This is a genomic window from Amycolatopsis sp. PSD-21 (genome assembly GCF_055561455.1).
Genome location: NZ_CM145712.1, coordinates 8,146,651 through 8,170,601, shown reverse-complemented (window position 1 = coordinate 8,170,601; position 23,951 = coordinate 8,146,651). Strand labels below are relative to the sequence as shown.

Here is a 23,951-nt window from a genome sequence, read left to right as displayed (position 1 = left end):
CTTTTCTCAGGCGGCTGACGCGTCGTCGTCGAAGGCGAGGACGTCGTCGATGAGGTCGAACAGTTCGTCTTCCGACGCCGAGTCGAGGTCGTCGTCGCCGGGCAGGGCCGGGCGCGCCTTGAGCGCCATCGCTTCGAGTCTCTCGGCTATCTCGGCATCGATGTCTACAGTGGACAGAGTGGTTTCGAGCTCCTGGAGTTTCGCGAGCACGGCCCGCGTCGCGTCCGCCCTGTCGTCACCAAGGCACTCGTCGAGGTGCGCGGCGAGACCGGCCGGGGTCGGCTGTTCGTAGACGACGGTGGTGGCGAGCCGGAGGCCGGTCTCCGCGTTGAGCCGGTTGCGGAGCTGGATCGCGGCGAGCGAGTCCATCCCGAGGTCGCGGAACGGCTGGTGCACACCGATCGCGTCGTCCTCGTGACCGGAGACCGCGGCGACCGAGCGCACCACGAGGCCGAGCAGGGCGGTCCGGCGTTCTTCGGCCGAGAGCCCGGCGAGCCGGTCCCGCAGGGACGTCTCCGGCGCCGCCGTCGTCGTGTTCGCCCGCCGTCCCTCCACCAGTTCGTCGAACACCCGGCTGGCCCGGGTCGCGGTGTGGACGGGGGCGAACCTGGCCCAGTCGACGTCGCCGACCGTCTGCACGGCCACCGGGCGGGCGAGCGCGCGGTCCAGCGCCGCCAGCGCGGTCTCCGCGCTCATGCCCGACACACCTTCGTGCTGACCCTGTCCGGGGACCGCGGTCCCCATGCCCTCCTCCGCCCACGGTCCCCAAGCCACCGCGGTGGCGGGCAGCCCGAGTGCCGCCCGGTGCTGGGCGATCGCGTCGACGGCGGCGTTCGCCGCGGCGTAGTTGGCCTGACCGGGAGCGCCGAAGGTGCCCGCCATCGAGGAGAACAGGACGAACTGTTCGAGCGGCAGGTCCCTGGTCAGTTCGTGCAGATGCCAGGCGGCGCCGGCCTTCGCCTCGAAGACCGTCTCCAGCCGTCGCGCGGACTGGGCGTCCAGTACGCCGTCGTCGAGGAGTCCGGCCGCGTGCACGACACCGGTCACCGGATGCTCGGCGAGCAGCGCTCGCAGTGCCTCCCGATCGGCGACGTCGCAGGCGGCGATCGTCACGGTGGCACCGAGCGCGGTCAGTTCGGCGCGCAGTTCTTCGGCTCCCGGCGTCTCCGCGCCACGACGGCCGGCGAGGACCAGATGCGGTGTGCCGTGTCCGGCCAGCCATCGGGCGACCCGCTTGCCCAGCGCACCGAGCCCGCCGGTGACCAGGACCGTGCCCGATGGCCGCCAGCCGGCCCCGGTCTCCGGGAATTCGAGCGCCCTCAACCGTCGCACGTGGAGCCCGCTCGCCCGCACCGCGAAGTGGTCTTCGCCGTCGTCACAGGTCAGCGCCTCGCAGAGATGTGCCCAGCCGGCGTCGTCGGGTTCCGGCGGCAGGTCGATGAGCCCTCCCCAGCGGTGCGGGGCTTCGAGCGCGACCACCCGGCCGAGCCCCCAGACGCCCGCCTGCCAGGGGTCCGGCGGCGGGTCGGCGGGGCCGATCGCGACCGCGCCGGTGGTCACCGCCCAGACCGCCGCCTCGATCGAGGTCCGTTCCAGGGCTTGGACGAGCGCGAGCACGTCCGTCGTCGCCGCGACACCCGTCGTGTCCCGGGTGCCCGCCAGCCACAGGATCCCGCCAGGGGCGGTCGCCGCGTGCTCCGCGAGCCGGTCCGTCCAACCGTCGGAGCCGGTGTGCCGGACGATCCGCACCGCGCAGCCGCGTTCGGTCAATGCCCGGTCCGCCTTGGCGACCCGTTCGTCGAGGTCTTCTCCCGGCGGGGCGATCACCAGCCAGGCGCCGGTCGGCAGCGGGTGCACCCCGGCGTTCCTGAGCCGCCACACGGGTTCGCCCGCCAAAGAGTCCGTCGTGGACTGTCGTCGATGGATCCAGTAACGCCTGCGCTGGAACGCGTAGCCGGGCAGATCCACCCGGCGGCCGCCCTCGTACCACGGTGAGAAGTCCACGTCGGCCCCTCGCGTGTACAGCGTCGCGAGCGCGGCGCCCAGCATCTCGGTCTCGTTCCGGCCGCGCCGGAGACAGGACACGAGTTCGATCGGATGGTCGGCGAGAGCCTGCTGTCCCAGCGTGGTGAGGGCGTTGCCGGGGCCGGTCTCGACGACGGTGTGGGCGCCTTCGGCGGCGATCACGCGCAAGGCGTCGCCGAACCGGACGGTTTCCCTGGCGTGCCGTACCCAGTACTCCGGGGTGCTCGCTTCGGACGGTTCGAGCCGTTCCCCGGTCACGCACGAGACGATCGGCACCTCCGCCGGGCGGAAGTCCAGCGTGTCCAGGATCCGCCGGAAGCCGGCCAGCATCGGATCCATGTGCGGCGAGTGGAACGCGTGGCTCACCGCGAGCCGCGTCGCCCGGCCGCCGGCCGCGGTGACGGTCGCCGACAGGGCCAGGACGGCGTCCTCGTCACCGGAGACGACCACGGAGCCGGGACCGTTCACGGCCGCGATCCCGACCCGGCCAGGGTGGTTCGCGAGCAGGTCCTCCAGCTCGTGCTCGGTCGTGCGCAAGGCGGCCATCGCACCGCCCGGCAGGGCCTGCATCAGCCGCCCTCGCGCGGCCACCAGCGCGGCGGCGTCCGGAAGCGAGAACACCCCCGCGGCGTACGCGGCGGCGATCTCGCCGACCGAATGCCCGGCGAGCAGCCCCGGCCGTACCCCGAATCCGGTCAGCACCCGGAACACGGCCACTTCGACGGCGAAGACGGCGGGCTGGGTGAAGTCGGTGCGATCCAGCAGCGCCGCCTCCGGGGTGCCCGGCGCGGCGAACACGATGTCCGCGAGCGGGCGTTCCAGGTGCGGGTCCAGTTCCGCGCAGACCTCGTCGAAAGCCTCCGCGAAGCCGGGCAGGTCCTCGCGCAGCCGGCTCGCCATACCCGGGTACTGACTGCCCTGACCGGGGAAGACCAGCGCGACCGGCCCGTCGGCGACCTCGCCGGTGAACAGGGCGGCCGCCGGTCCGGCACCGGTCAGCGCGGTCACCAGATCGGCGGTTTCACGGCCGAGCACCGCCGCGCGGTAACGGTGCCGGGTCCGCGTCGTGGCCAGGGATCGGGCCAGGTCGAGCGCGTCGCCGCCGGGCGTGACGTGCCGCGCCAGCCGCCGCGCCTGTTCCGTCAGCGCGCCGGGCGAGGCCGCGGAGAGGAGCCAGGGGACCAGCGGCCCCCTTGGCACAGGGGCGGGTTCGGCGGCTTCGGGCTCGGGCTGTTCCAGGATGACGTGCGCGTTGGTGCCGCTGATCCCGAACGCGGACACGGCGGCGCGGCGCGGCCGGTCCGTCTCCGGCCAGGGCGTCGGTTCGGTGATCAGCGCGATTCCGCCGTCGTTCCAGTCGAGGTGGGTGCTGGGCCGGTCGTGGAGCAGCCCGGGCAGGGTGCCGTGGCGCATCGCCTCGATCATCTTGAGGACGCCCGCGATTCCCGCGGCGGCCTGGGCGTGGCCGAGGTTGGCCTTCGCGGAACCGACGAGCAACGGGGAACGCCTGTCCTGCCCGTAGGTGGCTTGCAGCGCTCCCGCCTCGATGGGGTCGCCGAGGGTTGTCCCGGTGCCGTGCGCTTCGACCACGTCTATGTCCTGTGTGGACAGTCCGGCGTCGGCGAGGGCGCCGGTGATGACGCGCTGCTGTGCCCGCCCGCTCGGCGCGGTGAGCCCGTTGGACGCGCCGTCGGAGTTGATCGCGGAGCCCTTGAGGATCGCCAGGACGGGGTGGCCGTTGCGCCGGGCGTCCGACAGCTTCTCCAGGACGACGATCCCGGCGCCCTCGGCCCAGGCGGTGCCGTCGGCGTCGGCGGAGAAAGGCTTGCACCGCCCGTCCGGGGCGAGGCCGCGTTGCTCGGAGAACTCCACGAACAGCTTCGGGGTGGCCATCACCGTGGCGCCACCGGCGAGGGCGAGTTCGCTCTCCCCGTTACGCAGGGACTGGGCGGCCAGGTGCATCGCCACCAGCGAGGACGAACACGCCGTGTCCAGGGTGATCGCCGGCCCTTCGAAGCCGAACACGTACGACACCCGGCCGGAGGCGACACTGCCGGCGTTGGCCACCGACACCTGGCCGACGAGGTCTTCCGGCAGTTCGGCGAGCGGGAGCGCGTAGTCCCCGCCCATGATGCCGGTGAAGACACCGGTCCGGCTGCCGCGCAGCGCGGCCGGATCGATCCCCGCCGATTCCAGCGCGTGCCAGGAGACCTCGAGGAGCAACCGGTGCTGAGGATCCATCACGAGCGCCTCACGCGGTGACAGCCCGAAGAACTCCGCGTCGAATTCCGTTGCCGTGGTGAGGAATCCGCCGTGCCGGACGTAGGACTTGCCCGGTGTCTCGGGATCCGGGTCGTAGATCCCGCCCAGATCCCAGCCCCGGTCGGCGGGGAACTCCGAAATCACGTCGCGGCCCTGGGCGAACACCTCCCACAGGTCCTTCGCGGATTCCACCCCGCCCGGGTACCGGCAGCCCGCGCCGACGATCACGATGGGGTCGTCGTCGACGGCGCGGACCGGCGCGGGAGTGCTCTCGGCGGCTCGCGGTGCGCCCTCGCCCCAGAACCTGCCCGCGAGGTACTCGGCCAGCGCGCCGGGGGTCGGATGGTCGAAGACCAGGGTCGCGGGCAGCCGCAGCCCGACCGCCTCCCCGAGCCTGTTACGCAGTTCGAGACCGGTGAGGGAGTCGAAACCGAGGTCCTGGAACGCCCGGTCGCTCACCACCGAGTCCTTCGTGGTGTGGCCGAGTACCGCCGCGACGGTACGGCGGACGAGTTCGTTCATCGCCTTGTCGTCCCGCTCCGGCGGCAACGAGGGCCCGGCCGCGCCCGTTTCCCGGGTGGCGGCCGCCACGCGCCGAGAGGGCGCGGCAAGTGCGGAGAACAGCGGCGAACGCTGGTCGCGCAGGGCGGTGACGTCGAGGCGCGCGGGGACCAGCAGGGCGGGGCCGCCGGTGAGCGCGGCGTCGAACGCCGCGAGCCCCTGGTCGGTGGACAGCGGAAGCAGGCCGCGGCGGGCCATCCGGGCGACGTCGGTCTCGGACAGATGCCCGGTCATCCCCGTGTCGAGCGCCCACAGCCCCCAGGCGAGCGACGTCGCGGGCAGGCCGAGCGCGCGGCGACGGTGGGCGAGGGCGTCGAGGTAGCTGTTCGCCGCCGCGTAGTTCGCCTGGCCGGCGTTGCCGATGATGCCCGCGATCGAGGAGAACAGCACGAACGCGGCGAGGTCCAGCCCCTCGGTGAGCTCGTGCAGATTCCGCGCGCCGTCGACCTTCGGCCGGAATACGGTGTCCACATTGGACTCGGTGAGCGATTCGACCGTTCCGTCGTCCAGTACGCCGGCGGCGTGGACGATCGCGGTCAGCGGGTGTTCGGCGGGGATGGCGCCGAGCACCCCGGCCAGCCGGTCGCGGTCGGCGACGTCGCAGGCGGTCACCGTCACCCGCGCACCCGACCGGGTCAGCTCGGCGACCAGTTCCGCGGCGCCTTCGGTGTCCAGGCCGCGGCGGCCGGTGAGCAGCAGGTGACGTACCCCGTGTTCGGTGACGAGATGCCGGGCGATCAGCCTGCCGAGGCTGCCGACGCCGCCGGTGACGAGCACCGTCCCGTCGGGATCGAACGGCCTTTCCCGCTGCTCGGTGGGTTCGGTCGCCCTGACGAGCCGGGGCACGAGCACCCGGCCGCCGCGGACCGCCGACTGCGGTTCTCCCGCGGCGAGCGCCTGTTCCGGGGTGCTGTCGTGGTCGAGGTCGGCGATCAGCACGCGATCCGGTGCTTCCGACTGTGCGGCGCGGACCAGTCCCCACACCGGCGAACCGGTGGTTTCCGGCGGGTCGTCCGCGGTGGTGGCGATCGCCCGCCGGGTGAGCACGAGGAGCTTCGCGTCGCTGAAGGCCTCGTCGGTGATCCAGTCCCGCACCAGGTCCAATGCCTCGATCGTGACGGCGCGCGGATCCACCGAGGAGTCTTCGGGTCCACAATGGACACCGACGAGATCGGGCAGTGCCCCGCCGTCGGCGAGTGAAGCGCGCAGCGCGGCCAGATCGTCGAAGACGGCGAACGAGGGGGCCTCCGCCCGTGCCTCCGGAGCCGGGATCCAGTCCACCCGCAGCAGGGTGCGATTCACCCGCGGCCCGGCGAGCTTGGCGAGGTCGACCTGCCGGAGGGTGAGCGATCCGATCGTCGCGACGGGATCGCCCGCCCCGTCGGACAGGGTCAGGGTGACCGCGTCGTCTCCAGCCGGGGTGACGTGCACCCGGAGGAAGGTCGAGCCGGTGGCGTGAAGATCGACCGACGTCCAGGCGAAGGGAAGCCGGACGGTGTCGTCGCCCGTCCGGCCGGCGAGGATCGCGTGCAGGGAAGCGTCGAGCAGCGCGGGGTGGATGCCGAATCCTTCAGTCGATTCGCCCGGCAGCGCGACCTCCGCGTACAGCTCCTCGCCGAGCCGCCACAAGGCGCGAAGTCCCTGGAAAGCGGGACCGTATTCGTAACCGATGTCGGCGAGGCGCGCGTAGGAGCCGTCGAGGTCGACGGGTTCCGCTCCCGGCGGCGGCCACTCTCGCGGATCCCGCGCGGGTGCGGTGGGAGTGGCGAGGGACCCGGTGGCGTGGCGGACCCAGCCCGATTCGCCGTCGGAATCCGCGGGTCGCGAGTGGACGGTGAAGCTTCGTCGTCCTGGCTCGCCCGCGGTGACCGCGAGCTGGATTTCGACGGCGCCGTCGGCCGGGATGATCAGCGGGCTCTCCAAGGCCAGCTCGTCCACCCGGCGGCAGCCGATCCGGTCACCGGCGTGCAAAGCCAGCTCCACGAAGGCCGCTCCGGGCAGGAGAACCGTGCCGTTCACGGCGTGGTCGGCCAGCCAAGGATGGGCCGACAGCGAAAGCCTGCCGGTCCACAGCGATCCGTCGCCGTCCGCGAGGGTGACCATGGCGCCGAGCAGGGGATGGCCCGCGTCCCGCAGACCCAGCGATGCCGACCCGGCGGCCCCTGTGGAGGGCGTGAGCCAGAAACGCTCCGTCTGGAAGGCATAGGCGGGCAACGACACGAGCCTGCCCCCGGGGAAGACGGTGTCCCACTCGACTTCGGCGCCGTGCACCGCCGCTTCGGCGAGCGAGCGCCGGAAGCGGGGGAGGCCGCCTTCGCCCCGCCTCAAGGAACCCAGCGCGACACCCTCCCGCGCGGACTCGTCCAGGATTTCCTGGAGTCCCACGGTGAGCACGGGATGCGGGCTGCATTCGACGAACAGCGCGTGTCCTTCGTCCGCCAGCGCCCGGATCACCCGGTCGAACTCGACCGGGTTCCGGAGGTTCCGGTACCAGTACCCCGCGTCCAGGACGGCGGTGTCGATCAGGCCGCCGGTCAGCGTCGAGTGGAACGGTACGTCGCTCGATCGCGGAGCCAGTTCCGCGAGCAGTTCGAGCAGCGGAGCGTGGAGTTCCTCGACATGGGCGGAATGGGACGCGTAGTCGACCGGAAGCCGCCTGACCCGGACGCCCGCTTCGCCGAGTTCCGCGGCCAATTCGTCCAGCGCGGCCGGATCGCCCGAGAGCACCGTCGCCGACGGCCCGTTCGCCGCCGCGATCGACACCCGGCCGTTCCAGCGCTCGATCCTCCGCCCGGCCTCCGCCCGCGGCAGTGCCACCGAAAGCATCCCGCCGCGGCCGGAGATCGCCCGGATCGCCTTGCTGCGCAACGCGACCACTCGCGCGCCGTCCTCAAGGGACAATGCGCCCGCCGCGGTCGCCGCCGCGATCTCGCCTTGCGAATGGCCGACGACGGCGGCGGGCCGCACCCCGTGCGACTCCCACAGCGCGGCGATCGAGACCATCACCGCCCACAGCACCGGCTGGACGACGTCGACCCGGTCCAGCGCGGCCTTGTCGGCCAGCGCCTCCGGCAGGAGCCAGTCCACGTGTGGTTCGAGCGCCCGTCCGCAGTCCGCCATGCGTTCGGCGAACACCGGGCTGGTGTCCAGCAGTTCCTTGGCCATCCCGACCCATTGGCTGCCCTGGCCGGGGAACACGAACACCGGCCGCGGATCGGCCTTGTCCGCACCGGTGAGGACCTCCGCCGCCGACTCCCCGGCGGCGAGCGCGGTGAGACCGCGGAGGAGTTCCTCGCGATCGCTTCCCACCACGGCCGCCCGATGAGCGAAACGGGTCCTCGCGCCCGCCAAGGTGAAACCGGCGTCGTAGACGTCGAGCGCGGGGTCGGCTTCGAGGCGGTCGCGAAGCCGTCCCGCTTGGTCCTTCAGCGCTTCTTCGCCGTTCGCCGAAAGCATCAGCGGTACCACCGGAGCGGTCCGCGCGGCCGTTCCGGGCTCGTCCGGGGCCTCTTCGAGTACTACGTGGGCGTTGGTCCCGCTGATCCCGAACGACGACACCGCGGCACGGCGCTTGCGGCCGGTGTCCGGCCACGGCGTGTGCTCCGCGAGCAGTTCGACCCGGCCCGCCGACCAGTCCACGTGCCGGGTCGGCTCGTCCAGGTGCAGCAGTTTCGGCAGTATTCCGTGCCGCATCGCCTGGACCATCTTGATCACGCCGCCGACGCCGGCCGCGGCCTGGGCGTGGCCGAGGTTCGACTTGAGCGAACCGAGCAGCAGCGGACGGCCCGCCGGGCGTGCCTGGCCGTAGGTGGCGAGCAGCGCCTGTGCCTCGATCGGGTCGCCGAGGGTGGTGCCCGTGCCGTGCGCCTCGACGGCGTCCACGTCCGAGGCACGAAGACCCGCGTCGGCGAGCGCGTCCAGGATCACCCGCTCCTGCGCCGGGCCGCTCGGCGCGGAGAGCCCGTTCGAAGCGCCGTCGGAGTTGACCGCCGAGCCCCGCAGCAGGGCGAGTACGCGGTGTCCGTTCCGTCGTGCGTCGGAGAGCCGCTCGACCACGAGCACACCGACGCCTTCCGCCCACGCGGTGCCGTCCGCCGACGTGGAGAAGGACTTGCAGCGGCCGTCCGGGGCGAGGCCCCGCAGGCGGGAGAACTCGACGAACATCTCCGGGGTCGCCATCACGGTGACACCGCCGGCGAGCGCCAGATCGCTGTCGCCCGAGCGTAGTGATCGCGCCGCGAGATGGAGCGCGGTGAGCGACGAGGAGCAGGCCGTGTCCACCGTCACCGAAGGGCCGTGCAGACCGAACACATAGGACAGTCGCCCGGAGACCACGCTGGAGGTGTTCCCGGTGATCAGGTGCCCTTCGAGTCCGTCCGGCACGGTGTGCACGCGCGGTGCGTAGTCGTGATGCATGACACCGGCGAACACCGCGGTACGGCTGCCGCGCAGGCTCGCCGGAACGATGCCGGCGTCCTCGAACGCTTCCCAGGCGGCGGACAGCAGCAGGCGCTGCTGCGGGTCGGTGGTCAGCGCCTCCCGCGGTGAGATGCCGAAGAACCCCGCGTCGAATTCGGCCGCGTCGTAGAGGAAACCGCCGTTGCGGGTGACGGAGTGCCCCTGCCTGCCCGGATCCGGGTCGTAGAGCGAGTCGACGTCCCAGCCGCGGTCGCGGGGGAGTTCACCGATCGCGTCGGTGCCTTCGGCCGCCAGCCGCCAGAGCCCTTCCGGATCGGTCACCCCGCCGGGGAAGGCGCAGGCCATGCCGATGATGGCGATCGGCTCGTGGGCCTCGGCGGGCTCGGACACCGTCGCGGGGGGACGGCGCTCCTGTTCCTCGCCGGACAGCAGCGAACCCAGGTGGCGGATCAGTTCTTCGGGGGTGGGGTGGTCGAAGATCACCGTCTCGGGCACGGTCACGCCCAGCGCCTCGGTGAGCCGCCTGGCCAGTTCCGCGCCCATGATCGAGTCGAAGCCCAGCTCGGTGAACAGACGGCCGGGGGAAGTGCCTTCCCCGTCGTCGAGTCCGAGCACCGCCGCCGCGTGGCCGAGCACGGCCCCGGCGATCGTGTGCTCGATGTCCACTGTGGACGCCGCGTCGGCGGAGGGGAGCGTGTCGAGCCAGTGGCGTTCGCGCTGGAAGGCGTAACCGGGAAGGTCCACGGTCGCCGGTCGTCCGCCGGGGAACAGCGCGGTCCAGTCCACGGAAGCGCCTTCGACGTACGCGGAAGCCACCGCGGCGAGGAAGGCCCTGGCGCCAGGCCCGAGCGGGATTTCCCGCCCGCCCGAGGAAAGGAGCACGACGGGTTCGCCCGCGCGTTCAGGCGCGGTGAGAACCGCTTCGGCCACCTCGTCCGCCGGGATCGTCCGGGTGACATACGCCGCCGCGAACCCGCCGATCCCCTCGCCGGAAACGGATTCCGGCTCGATCCCCGAGGCGGTCAGCAGCCGGTGGGTCGCGACCTGGGAAGCGAAGGTCCGGGCCGCCGGGTCCCCGCTCCGGTCGCCGAAGAGCGCGAGAGCTTCGTCGAACGCCGTGGCGAACGCCGGGAACACGTCGGGTGAATCGCCGAAGTCGACGGGCGCCGAGCCGAACCGCAGCTCCGCGGACCAGCCGGGATCGGCTTCCGGCACCTCGGTGTCCACCTCGTCCAGCGCGGCCAGCAGCTCCGCCCGATCGCCCGCGACGACGGCGGCCCGGTACTCGAAGGCGGTCCGCGTGGTGGCCAGCGACCAGGCGATCTCCGCGAAGTCCTGGTCCGGGCGCGTGAGGAGATGGGCCTTCAGCCTGGCGACCTGCGCGCGCAACGCGGACGGCGTCCGGCCGGAAACCACGCAAGCCGCGGACGGCGGAGCGGTAACGGTGGTGCGCGGTGCCGTCTCCGGAGCCGCGCTGAGCACGACGTGACAGTTCGTGCCGCCCATCCCGAGCGAGGTGACACCGGCGGCACGTTCGCCGTCGTCCCAGGCGGTCGCTTCGGTACAGACGCGCAACTTCAAGTCTTCCAACGGAATCCGCGGATTCGGCTCGCGGAAGTGCAGGCTGGGCGGGATTTCCCCGTGGTGGACGGCGAGGGTGGCCTTGATCAGCCCGAGCACGCCCGCCGCGGCTTCGAGGTGCCCGAGGTTCGTCTTCACCGACCCCACGGGCAACGGCGCCGACCGGTGACGGCCGTATACGGCACCCAGTGCCGCGGCCTCGATCGGGTCGCCGACCTTGGTCCCGGTCCCGTGCAGTTCGACGTAGCCGACGTCGTCCGGGGCGAGACCGGTGCTTTCGAGGGCCTGGGCCAGTACCTGTTCCTGGGCTGCCCGGTCGGGCACGGTGAGGCCGGCGCCGCCGCCGTCGTTGTTGACCGCGCTGCCGGCGATCACCGCGTAGATCCGGTCGCCGTCGGCGATCGCGGCGTCCAGCGGTTTGAGCACGACGATGCCGCCGCCTTCGCCCCGCACGAAGCCGTCCGCGGCCGCGTCGAAGGTGCGGCAGCGGCCGCTCGCGGACAGGCCGCCGAACTTCTCGGCCTCGCGCGCGCTCGCCGGGACCAGGTTCAGGTTCACCCCGCCCGCCAGCGCGATGGTGGATTCGCCGGAGAGCAGGCTCCGCGTGGCCAGGTGCACGGCGACCAGGGACGAGGACTGTCCACTGTCGACGGTGATACTCGGGCCGCGCAGGCCGGCGAAGTAGGACACCCGGTTGGCGATCAGCCCGCGCTGGAGGCCGGTGAAACTGTGCTGGGTGGCCACGTCGAGTTCCTGGGCCAGCCGCGCGTAGTCGTCCCGCATCGCGCCGAGGAACATGCCGCAGTCCTGGCCGCGCAGCGTGGCGGGGACCAGGCGGGCGTCTTCCATCGCCGCCCAGGCGAGTTCGAGCGCGAGCCGCTGCTGCGGGTCGAGCACCGCCGCTTCGCGCGGTGACACCCCGAAGAACGCCGCGTCGAACTCCTCGACGTCCGCCACGAACGAGCCATGCCGCGAAGCGGCGGCACCGCCGGAATCCCAGCGGTCGCCGGGAACCTCGGTGACCATGTCCTTCGCCGCGCGCAGGACGTCCCAGAACTCGGAAACGTCCGCCGCTCCCGCGACCCGGCAGGCCATGCCGACGATCGCGACCGATCCGGACCGCGTGAAAACTTCCCCACCAGAATATGCGGACATGGCTCCGAAACTACGTCCGCCGCCGAAGCGCGAGCCAGTTCTCCGGGCGCATCCGGCACATCGGAAGAACTGAGGTATTACCTGGTCATGAGCCTGGCAGCGGAGCAAAGACGGAGGTGCGCCCCCGGTGGCGCGGCGGGCAGAGTGGCGTCCATCGACTCGACCTCCGGGGGCGCTGAGAATGACCGACGTCGGAACGACTTCGCTCGACGAACGCGAACGGGTGGCGGAACCGGGGAATCCGCTCCACGTACTGCTGGACCCGGCGATGCGGATCGATCCGCATCCGACCCTGGCCAGGCTGCGGGCCGCGAGCCCGCTCGTGACGCCGGACGGCACGGTGGTCGTCGGCGACTACGCGAGTTGTCTCGACGTGATGCGGAATCCCGCGATGGGCAACGACACCTTGGACTCGCCCGGCCTGCGTGGCCTGGTGCCGAACAGTGGCGCGAAACAGGTTCTCGACTCGATCTTCTTCATGGACGGTGGCGACCACGGCAGGCAGCGACGGCTGATCTCGAAGGCCTTCACGCCGAGGATCACCGCGCGCTACCGCCCGTGGATCGAGAACATCGTCGACGAACTGTTTTCGGAAATCGCCGGCGCGACCGAATTCGACGCGGTCGGCGATTTCGCCAATCTGCTGTCCATCAGGATCATCTGCGAACTCCTCGACGTCCCGATGTCCGATGTGGACGTTCTCAAGGAGTGGTCGGACGACCTCGCGCTCGCGACCGAGCTTCCCACGCTGGTCGCCGGGTTCCGGCGGCTGGGCCTGCTTTCGCCGGAGGAACTGGCCGTGGTCGACCGCACGTGCGCGTCGATGCACGCCTATTTCGCCGACCTGATCTTCAAACGCCGCCGCGACCCTGGCGACGACCTCGTGTCCAGTCTCATCCGGACGGAGGACCGCGGGCAGACCCTCGCCCGGCACGAGGTGACGAACGTGCTCGTCACGTTGTTCGCCGCCGCGCACGAGTCGGTCACGAACCTCATCTCGAACGGGATCCTCGCCCTGCACCGCAATCGCGACCAGCTGGCACTGCTGCGGGCCGACCCGGCGCTGGCCGCGCCGATGGCCGACGAGGTGCTCCGCTACGACGCCCCCGTCCAGTTGACCGCCAGGGTCGCGCTGAGCCCGACCACGGTCGCCGGGCTCGACGTCGACGCCGGGACCGTGGTGATCCTTCTGCTCGCCGCCGCCAACCGGGACGAAGCCGAATTCCCCGAGGCGGACCGGTTCCTGATCTCGCGCACCACCAAGCGCATGCAACTGGCCTTCGGCGCGGGCCCGCATTTCTGCATCGGCTCCAGTCTCACCAAGCTCGAAGCCGAACTCTCCTTCCGCGCCGTCGCCGAACGCTTCACCGATTTCGAGGTCGACGAGGGTTCGCTGGAATACCGCCGCCACGTGGTCGTCCGCGGCCTGCGGAAGATGACCGTCCGCGTCTCGCGCTGAGCCCTCCGGCGACAACACCGAAACTGGAGCTTTGATGTCTACAGAGGACAAGACCCGCCAGTACCTGAAGAAGGTCACGGCCGAACTGCGGCGTACCCAGGACAGGCTTCGCGAGGTGGAGGGCCGTGCGCACGAGCCCATCGCCGTCGTGGGGATGGGCTGCCGCCTTCCCGGCGGCATCGACTCCCCGGCCGGGCTGTGGGACCTGGTCCGCGACGGGGGCGACGCGATCACGCCGTTCCCGGACGACCGGCACTGGGATCTCGACGAGCTCTACGACCCGGACCCGGACGCGGGAAGATCCGGTCGTTCCTACGTCCGCGAGGGCGGTTTCCTGCACGACGCCGCGCTTTTCGACGCCGGCTTCTTCGGCATCTCCCCTCGGGAAGCGCTCGTGATGGACCCTCAGCAGCGAGTGCTGCTGGAGGTCGCGTGGGCGACGCTGGAGTCCGCCGGGATCGATCCGGACGAACTGCGCGGCAGCCGGACCGGAGTCTACGTCGGCTCCACCGGGAACGACTACGAGCTGGTGTGGAAGGGCTCGAAGGAGTACTCGCCGCACGGCATCACCGGGAACAGTTCGAGTGTCATCTCGGGGCGGATCTCCTACTGCTTCGGGTTGGAAGGGCCGGCGGTGACCGTCGACACCGCCTGTTCCTCTTCGCTGGTGGCGATCCACGAAGCCATTCGCGCGCTGCGCGAGGGCGCGTGCGGGATGGCACTGGCCGGCGGGATCACCGTGATGGCCACGCCGGACACCTTCACCGAGTTCTGCGGCCAGGGCGTGACCTCGATCGACGCCAGGTGCAAATCCTTCGCCGACGGGGCGGACGGGGCGATCTGGGCCGAGGGCGCCGGTCTCCTCCTGCTCGAACGACTGTCCGACGCGCGTCGCGCCGGGCATCCGGTGCTGGCGCTGCTGCGGGGTTCCGCGGTGAACCAGGACGGGACGAGCAATGGTCTCTCCGCGCCGAGCGGGCCCGCGCAGCAGCGGGTGATCCGGGCCGCGCTCGCCGACGCCGGACTGTCCACACAGGACGTCGACGTGGTGGACGCGCATGGCACCGGCACCACCCTCGGCGATCCGATCGAGGCGAACGCGCTGATCGCGACCTACGGCAAGGACCGGTCGCCGGAGCGTCCGCTGCGGCTCGGTTCGCTGAAGTCGAACATCGGGCACACCCAGGGCGCGGCGGGGGTCGCCGGCGCGATCAAGCTGATCATGGCCATGCGGCACGGTGAACTGCCCAAGACCCTGCACGTCGACGCCCCCTCGTCCAAAGTGGACTGGACGAAGGGTGCGGTCGAACTGCTCACCGAACCGGTGCCGTGGCCGGAAACGACGACACCGCGGCGAGGTGGTGTGTCCTCCTTCGGCATCAGTGGGACCAACGCCCATCTGCTGATCGAGGAGGCGCCTGCCCGGGAAGTCTCCCCGGTGGCGGCGACCGGGTCGCTTCCGGTGCTGCCGTGGGTGATCTCCGCCAAGTCCGGGGCGGCGCTGCGTGGTCAGGCGGCCCGGTTGGCATCCTTCGCCGAGGACCACGCTCCCGCCGACATCGCGGGCGCGCTGACCAGCACGAGGGTCGGCTTCCGGCACCGGGCGGTGGCGTTCGGCAGGACCGCCGAAGACTTCGCCGTCGCGCTGAAGGCCTACGCGGACGGCACCACGAACGGCGCCATCGTCGAAGACGTGACCGGCAACGGTTCACTCGCCTTCTTGTTCACCGGGCAAGGCGCGCAGCGGCCGGGGATGGGACACCGGCTCGCGGCCGAGTACCCCGTGTTCGCCGCCGCGCTCGATGCCGTCTGCGCCGAACTCGACAAGCACCTGCCCCGGCCGCTGCGCGAGATCATGTTCGCCGAAACCGGCTCGGCGGAAGCGGAACTGCTGTACCGCACCGAATTCACCCAGCCCGCGTTGTTCGCCTTCGAAATCGCCCTGTTCCGGCTCGTCGAGTCGTGGGGGGTGCGCCCGGATCAGCTGCTCGGGCATTCGGTCGGCGAGATCGCCGCCGCGCACGTCGCCGGCGTCTGGTCCCTGCCCGATGCCTGCCGGGTGATCGCCGCCAGGGGACGCCTGATGCAGGCGTTGCCCGAGGGCGGGGCGATGGTCTCGGTGGACGCGACCGAAGCGGAGGTACTGCCCGATCTGGCCGGCCTGGAGGACCGGGTCTCGATCGCGGCGATCAACACCGCGGAGTCCGTGGTGCTGTCCGGGGACGAGGACGCGCTGGCCGGCCTCGAACGGCTTTGGGAAGGCCGTGGGCGCCGGACCAAGCGGCTCCGCGTCAGCCACGCCTTCCATTCTCCGCGGATGGAGCCGATGCTCGCCGAATTCGAAGCCCTGCTCGGCGAACTCACCTACCATCCGCCGTCCATCCCGATCGTGTCCGACGTGACCGGGGAACCGGCGACGGCGGAGCTGTTGGCGTCTCCCCGGTACTGGGTCGAGCACGCGAGGGCGGCCGTCCGGTTCCACGACGGCCTGGCCACCCTGCGGGAAGCGAAGATCACCACCCTGCTGGAGCTCGGTCCGGCCGCGGTCCTCTCCGCGATGGTGCCCGCCGTCGGTGAACCCGGAATGGTCGCCGTCCCGGCCGTGCGCACCGACCGTGACGAGGCCGAAGCCGTCCTGCGCGCGGTAGGCGCGCTGCATGCCCGAGGGGTGCCGGTGGATTGGGCGGCGGTCCTCGCTCCCGTCGCGTCCTCGCCCGTCGAACTGCCGACCTACGCCTTCCAGCGCGAGCACTACTGGATCGCGCCGGACGCGGACACCGCCGACGTCCAGGCGGCGGGTCTGCTCCCGTCGGGGCATCCGCTGCTGGGTGCCGCGCTGACCCTCGCCGACGGCGGCGGTGTCGTGCTCACCGGCCGGATCTCGTTGCGGGCACAGCCCTGGCTGGCCGGACACCGCGCCCACGACACCGTGATCCTGCCGGGCACGGCGTTCGTGGAACTCGCGCTGTCCGCCGGCGAACAGGTCGGCTGCGACGTGATCGAAGAGCTCACGATGGAGACCCCGCTGACCCTGCCGGACGAGGGCGGGGTGCGGATCCAGGTGCTGGTCGGTGAACCGCTGGACTCCGGCAGCCGTCCGGTCCGGGTGTTTTCCCGGCCTGACGGCGCCGATGTCGGGGGCTGGCGTTCCCATGCCGCCGGGCTGCTGGGGGCCCGCACCGCGCCCGCCGGCGACGGGCTGACCGAATGGCCTCCCGCGGGTGCGGAGCCGATTCCTTTCGATGGCGGCTATTACGACGACCCGGAGGTCGTGCTGGCGTTCGGGTACGAAGGGGTGTTCCGCGGTCTGCGGAAAGTCTGGCTGCGCGGGGACGCGGAGCTGTTCGCGGAGATCGAACTGCCCGGGGACCGGTCGCTGACCGACGGGTACGGCCTGCATCCGGCCCTGCTCGACGCCGCGCTCCAGGCCGTCGGGCTCGGCCCGTTCCTGGATTCGATCAACCAGGGCTCCGGCAGCATGCCGTTCGCCTGGTCCGGGCTGACCCTGCACGCGGCGGGGGCGTCGATGCTGCGGGTGCGGGTCACCGGCAGCGACGGGCATGTGGCACTGACCCTCGCCGACGGCGCGGGCGCGCCGGTGGCCACGATCGAGAACCTCGCGTGGCGGCCGGTCGCCGAGCGGTCGGCTCTCGGCGCGCCGGATGTGGACGACTCCCTGTACGGGCTGGACTGGGTGCCCGCGAGCGGGCAGGCCGCGGCGGGTGCCGGCGGGCATGTCCTGCTCGATTCGGGATCCGCCGGGCTCGCCGCGCTGATCGCCGCGGGCGGTCCGGTCCCGGAGACCGTGGTCGTCCCGCTGTCCACAAAGGACGGTTTGGTGGTGCCGTCGGCCAGGGAGGCGCTGACGGAGGTGACCGAAGTGCTGCGCGCCTGGCTCGCCGAGGAGCGGTTCGCCGACGCGAAACTGGTGCTCTCCACCCGAGGGGCCGTCGCCGCGGTGGCCGGGGACCGGATCGATCTGACGATCGCCGGGATCTGGGGCGTCGCGCGGTCGGCCCAAGCGGAGCATCCAGGCCGGATCGTGCTGCTGGACACCGACGGACCGGTCGACGACGCGATCACTGTCGCGCTCGCGACCGGCGAAGCGCAGATCGCCGTGCGGGCAGGGACGGCCCTGATCCCGCGGCTGCATCCGGTCGCGGCGGACGGGCTCCTGCCGGTCCCGGCGGAACCGGCCTGGCGCCTCGACAGCACCGGGCACGGCACGCTGGACAACCTGGCGCTCCTGCCTTGTCCGGAGGTGCTCGGACCGCTCGGGCCGCTGGACGTCCGGGTCGGGATCCGGGCCGCGGGGGTCAACTTCCGCGACGTCCTGGTCGCCCTCGGCATGTATCCCGGGAAAGCGGTACCGGGAGCGGAAGCCGCCGGGGTGGTCCTGGAAACAGGCGACGGCGTATCCGATCTCAGCCCCGGCGACCCCGTGTTCGGCGTGTTCACCGGCGCGATGGGGCCGGTGGCGGTCACCGATCACCGGCTGATCGCGCCGATTCCCCAGGACTGGTCGTACGAAGCCGCGGCTTCCGTGCCGATCACGTTCCTCACCGCGTACTACGGCCTCACCGATCTCGCCGGGCTCCGGCGAGGCGAGTCCGTGCTGATCCATTCGGGCGCGGGCGGTGTCGGCATAGCGGCGATCCAGCTCGCGAAGCATCTCGGGGCGGAGGTGTTCGCCACGGCCAGTGAAGGCAAGTGGGACACGCTGCGGGGGCTCGGGCTGGACGACGCGCATATCGCTTCCTCGCGGACGGTCGAGTTCGAAACCCGGTTCCGGGAGACGACCGGCGGCCGGGGCGTCGACGTGGTGCTGAATTCGCTGACCGGTGAGTTCCTGGAGGCGTCGTTGCGCCTGCTCGCTCCGGGAGGACGGTTCCTGGAGATCGGGAAGGCCGACGTCCGCGATCCCGAAGCGGTGGCCGCTGCCCATCCCGGCGTCCGCTACCACTCCTACGACCTGGTCGCCTCCGCGGGCGAAGACCGGGTCCGGGAGATGCTGGACGAGGTCTCCGCGTTGTTCGGCCGCGGCGTGCTCACCCTGCCGCCGCGCCGCGCTTACGACCTCCGGCGCGCGGGAGAGGCGCTCAGGCACGTCAGCCAGGCGAAGCACGTCGGCAAGGTGGTCCTCACCGTGCCGCGCAAACCCGAACCCGACGGCACGATCCTGATCACCGGCGGCACGGGCTGGCTCGGCGGCCTGATCGCCGAGCACCTCGCACGCCGGGGCGCGCGGCACCTGACGCTGCTCAGCCGCCGCGGCGACGGCACACCCGGCGTCGGCGAGTTGATCGCGAAGCTGTCCGGCCTCGGTGCCGAGGTCACGGTGGTCAAGGGTGACGTCGCCGACCGGGGCGACGTCGAAGCCGCGCTGGCCGCCGTGCCGCCGGAACACCCGCTCACCGCGGTCGTGCACGCGGCCGGGGTGCTCGCGGACGGCGTCGTCGCCACGCTGACCGGCGAGCAGCTCGACGCCACCCTCCGGCCGAAACTCGACGGGACCTGGCATCTGCACGAACTCACCAAGGACCTCGACCTCGCCGCTTTCGTCTGCTTCTCCTCCGCGGCCGGCATCTTCGGGGCCGCGGGTCAGGGCGCCTACGCCGCCGCGAACTCCTTCGCCGACGCGCTGATGAACTGGCGGCGGGACACCGGACTCCCCGGCACCTCGCTCGCCTGGGGGCTCTGGGCGCCGGGCGACGATTCCGCCGAACGCGGTGGGATGGCGGGCGGGCTCAGCGCGGCGGACTGGGCCCGGATGGGGCGAACCGGTGTCCGCGGGCTGACCGCGAAGCAGGGCCTCGCGCTCTGGGACGCGGCGCAGGAGTCGGACCGGGCGCTGCTCGCGCCGCTCGGGCTCGACCTCGGCACGATTTCCGGGCTGGGCGACGGCATCCCGCCGTTGCTGCGGGACGTCGTCCGCGGCTCCGCCCGGCGGGTGGCGGCCGGTCGCCGCCAGGACACGCCCACCGAGGCACCCGACGCGCTCATCCGGAGGTTGGGTTCGCTGCCGGAGGCCCAGCGCGAACGGCAGCTGGTGTCCCTCGTGCGAAGTCACCTGGCGGCCGTCCTCGGCTACGCGTCGGGCGACGAGGTGCCCACCGAAACCCCCTTCCGCGAACTGGGTTTCGACTCCCTGACCTCGGTCGAGCTCCGCAACCGGCTCACCGCGGCCACGGGCCTCAGATTGCCGCCGACGCTCGTTTTCGACCATCCGACGGCGAACGCCCTGGCCGGATACCTCGGCACGGAAATCGCCGACTCCGGCGCTCCCGCCGCTCCGGCGCCTTCGCCCGCTCTTGCTCAGCTGACCGCTTTGGAACGAACTGTCGCCGAGCTGGACGAGGACGCCGAAGTGCGCCCGACGCTGAGCGCGCGTGTGCGAGCCCTGCTGACGCAGCTGGAAGGCGAGAGTTCCGGCGACGCGGAGGACACGCTGCGGTCCGCCTCCGTCGACGAATTGTTCGACTTCGTCGACCGGGAGTTCGGCCGTGCCAGTGACGACGACGAAACCGTGGGGGCCTAGCCATGTCCGATGACCCGAAGCTCGTCGAGTACTTCAAGCGGGTGACGGCGGAGCTGTACGAGACCAAGAAGCGGTTGAACCGCCTTGAAAACGCCGAGGCCGACCCGGTGGTGATCGTGGGCGCCGGCTGCCGGTTCCCGGGCGGGGTCGAATCGGTCGAACAGCTGTGGGAGGTGTTCGCCGAGGGACGGGACCTGATCTCGGAGTTCCCCGCCGATCGAGGCTGGAACCTGGCGGAGATCTACGATCCCGACCCCGAGGCGCCGGGGAAGTCGTATGTCCGCCACGGTGGGTTCATCGAATCGGCGACGGAGTTCGACGCGGGATTCTTCGGCGTCTCGCCGCGGGAAGCGCTGGTGATGGACCCACAGCACCGGCTGTTGCTGGAGGTCTCCTGGCACGCGCTCGAGTCCGCCGGGGTCGATCCGGCGCGGCTTCGCGGCAGCCGGACCGGGGTGTTCACCGGGCTGGTCGGGGGCGATTACGCCTCCCGGGTGGAGGAGGTGCCGGTCGATCTGGTCGGGCAGGTCTCGATCGCCAACGCGGCCAGTGTCGCCTCCGGGCGGGTGTCGTATCTCTTCGGTTTCGAGGGCCCGGCGATCACCCTGGACACGGCGTGTTCGTCCTCGCTCGTGGCGATGCACCTGGCCGCCCGGTCGCTGCGGAACGGCGAATGCGACCTCGCGCTCGCCGGTGGCGCGACCCTCATCCCGAGCCCGATCCGGTTCATCGAGTTCTCCCAGCAGCGCGGCCTCGCACCCGATGGCCGGTGCAAACCGTTCGCCGCCGCCGCGGACGGCACCGCCTGGGCGGAAGGTGCCGGGATCGTCGTCCTGGAGAAGCTCTCCGACGCGCGGCGCAACGGGCACCGGGTGCTCGCCGTGCTCAAGGGGTCGGCGGTCAACCAGGACGGGGCCTCCAACGGTCTCACCGCGCCGAGCGGGCGGGCGCAGCAACGGGTGATCACCGACGCGCTCGCCGACGCCGGACTGTCCACACAGGACGTCGACGTGCTCGAAGCCCACGGCACGGGCACGAAACTGGGCGATCCGATCGAGGCACAGGCGCTGCAGGCCACCTACGGGAAGGGTCGTGCCGAGCCGGTGCTCGTCGGTTCGGCCAAGGCCAACGTCGGGCACACCCAGGCCGCCGCCGGGATCGCCGGCGTGCTCAAGATGCTCATGGCGATGCGTCACGGTCTCGTGCCCCCGTTGCCGCATCTCGACCGGCCAACGCCGCACGTCGACTGGGAAGGCGGTGGGATCGGCCTGACCACCGAAACCGTTCCCTGGCCGGAGACCGGCCGTCCCCGCCGCGCCGCGGTCTCGTCGTTCGGGATGAGCGGAACGAACGCGCATCTCATTCTCGAACAGGGCGAGTCACCGGAGGAGGCCGGAGCCGGCGCTCCTCCGCCGTTGCTGCCGTGGGCGGTTTCCGCGGCCACGGCGGCCGGGGTCGCGGTCCAGGCGAAGAAGCTGCTCGACGAACTCGGTGACGCGGACCCGGCCGACGTCGCGTATTCGCTCGCCACGACGCGAACCCATCACCGGCACCGCGCGGTAGTGCTGGGCGCCGATCGTGAGGAACTCGTCTCCGGCCTTTCGGCGCTCGCCTCTGGGGAACCGTCGCCGTTCGTGGTCGAAGGCACCGCGATCCCGGACGCCGGTGTGGTGTTCGTCTGCCCGGGCCAGGGCGCGCAATGGCAAGGCATGGCGGTGGGCCTGCTCGACGCTTCACCGGTGTTCGCCGAGCAGATCGTCGAGTGCGAGAAGGCGTTGACGCCGTTCGTCGACTGGTCCCTGGTCGACGTCCTGCGCCAGGCCGAGGGCGCGCCGTCACTCGATCGCGTCGACGTCGTCCAGCCCGTGCTGGCGGCCGTGATGATCTCGCTCGCCCGGCTCTGGCGGCAGCACGGTGTGGAGCCGTCCGCCGTCGCCGGTCACTCGCAGGGCGAGATCCCGGCGGCCTGGATCGCCGGTGGCCTGAGTCTTTCCGACGCCATGCGCGTGGCCGCGCTGCGCAGCCGTGCGCTGACGGCGCTGTCGGGAACCGGCGGGATGGTCTCGGTCGCTCTCGGCGCCGAAGCGACGGCCGAACTGATCGACGGCGAAGCGGGCGGGCTCACCGTCGCCGCGGTGAACGGCGCACTGTCCACAGTGGTCTCCGGTACCCCGGGCGCGCTGACGGAGCTGCTCGAAAAGTGCGGGGAGCGAGGCGTGCGAGCGCGTCGCGTCCCGGTTGACTACGCGTCGCATTCGGCTCACGTCGAACGGATCCGGGACACCGTCCTGCGCGAACTGGCGCCGCTGGTGCCCGCCGACCCGGTGCTGCCGTTCGTCTCCGGCCGGACGGGCCGGTGGCTCGACGGCGAACCGCTGGACGCCGGGTACTGGTACCGAGGCCTGCGGGAAACGGTCCGGTTCGACGAGGTGACCACCGCGCTGCTGCGCGACGGTCACCGGGTGCTGCTGGAGGTGAGCCCGCATCCGGTGCTCGCCGGCGCGATGCGCGAGACCCTGGACGCGAGCGGCGCGACCGCCTCCGTGCTCGGGACGCTGCAACGTGGCGAAGGCGGTCCGGACCGGTTCCTGCGCGCCCTCGCCGAAGCCCACGTCGCCGGGGTCGAGGTGGACTGGCGGGTCGTTTTCGAGGGCAGCGGCGCGAGCCGGGTGGATCTGCCGCCCTACCGGTTCCAGCGCGACCGGTACTGGCTCGATCCGGTCCTGCCCGAGTTCGGGGACGGCACGGCCGGGGAGGAGCACGCCGAACCGGACACCGACCTGGCCGCGCTGTCGCCGGAGGAGCGGCGGGAACGGCTGGTCCGGCTGGTCCGCGGACATGTCGCCGCGGTGCTGAAGTACCCGCGGGGGCGCGAGGTCCCGCTCGACGACACCTTCCGCGACCTCGGTTTCGAATCGCTCACCGCCGTGGAGTTGCGCAACCGGCTCGCGGCCGCGACCGGCGTCGACCTCCAGCTGACCGACGTGCTCAACTATCCGACGGTCGAGGAGCTGGCGGAGTTCCTGTCGGACGAGGTGCCCGAGAGCGGATCCGCTGTGTCCACATCCGACGAATCCGATTCGGACAGTCTGGTTTCGCTTTACCTGCGAGGGGTCGGGCAGGGACGACCGCACGACGCGATGGGCCTGGCCAGGATGGCCGGACTGCTGCGGGCTTCGTTCGACGAAGAGACGGACACGGCGGCCCTGGTGGGGATCTCGCGGCTGGCCGTCGGTTCGGGCGGTCCCGCGCTGGTCTGCGCGGTGCCGCCGGTCTCGCCGATCACCGACGCCGCGTACTCGTTCATCGCTCCCGCCATGCAGCGGCCCCGGGACATGTGGACGATGTGGCCGCCGGGGTTCACCGACGGCCAGCCGCTGCCGCCCGACCTGCCCAGCCTGTTCGAAGCCCAGCGCCGCGCGCTCGACGAACATGTCGGCACCGGGCCGCTGGTGCTGGTCGGTTACTCGGCGGGCGGCTGGGTCGCGCGGGCCTTCGCGGAGTATCTGGAGGCGGAGGGCCGCCCCGCCGACGCCGTCGTGCTCGTGGACATCTACCTGCCCGCTTCGGACCGCAACGAGGTACGCGGGCGGTTCATGCAGGAACAGGCCGGGCGGCAGGAACTCTTCGGTGGCGGGAAAACCGGTTCGATGGCGAGCCAGCTCGGCGCGATGGGCCGGTACGTCACGCTGTTCGACACCTGGGAGCCGGTCCCGATCCGCACGCCGACCCTGCATCTGCGGGCCGCGGAATCCCTGCCGGGGCTGCCGGCCTTCACCGCGGACGACCAGTTCCCGGACGCGCTCGGCGCGCGGACCGTCGATCTGCCCGGCAACCACTACACGCTGCTCACCGAGCACGCGGACGCGGCGGCGGCCGCGCTGCACGACTGGCTGACGGAGCTCTTCGGGGATCGCTGACGAACGGCCGAAAGGGCCCTTCACCGCATGG

4 protein-coding genes are annotated in these 23,951 nt (G+C 71.8%); 3 read left to right on the top strand and 1 reads right to left on the bottom strand.

Annotated elements, in window-relative coordinates:
* Window positions 1-6: 6 nt before the first annotated feature.
* On the bottom strand, window positions 7-12,003 hold the full coding sequence (locus ACZ1DY_RS38315) for an SDR family NAD(P)-dependent oxidoreductase (protein WP_465482560.1): 11,997 nt from the start codon (window positions 12,001-12,003) through the stop codon (window positions 7-9).
* A 181-nt stretch (window positions 12,004-12,184) separates the two neighbouring features.
* Between ACZ1DY_RS38315 and ACZ1DY_RS38310 the strand changes: the two genes are divergently transcribed.
* From ACZ1DY_RS38310 to ACZ1DY_RS38300, 3 genes are read left to right on the top strand one after another with little or no spacing between them, the layout of a single operon-like run.
* Entirely contained in the window at window positions 12,185-13,462 is a 1,278-nt protein-coding gene (locus ACZ1DY_RS38310; protein ID WP_192743629.1) for a cytochrome P450, read from the top strand.
* Between the two features lie 31 nt (window positions 13,463-13,493).
* Window positions 13,494-20,000 (top strand): SDR family NAD(P)-dependent oxidoreductase, encoded by a 6,507-nt coding sequence (locus ACZ1DY_RS38305; protein WP_465482559.1) that lies wholly within the window; start codon window positions 13,494-13,496, stop codon window positions 19,998-20,000.
* Window positions 20,001-20,002: 2 nt separating this feature from the next.
* The gene (locus ACZ1DY_RS38300; RefSeq protein ID WP_465482558.1) at window positions 20,003-23,920 is read left to right on the top strand and encodes a type I polyketide synthase; all 3,918 of its coding nucleotides are present in this window, start codon (window positions 20,003-20,005) and stop codon (window positions 23,918-23,920) included.
* Window positions 23,921-23,951: the final 31 nt, after the last annotated feature.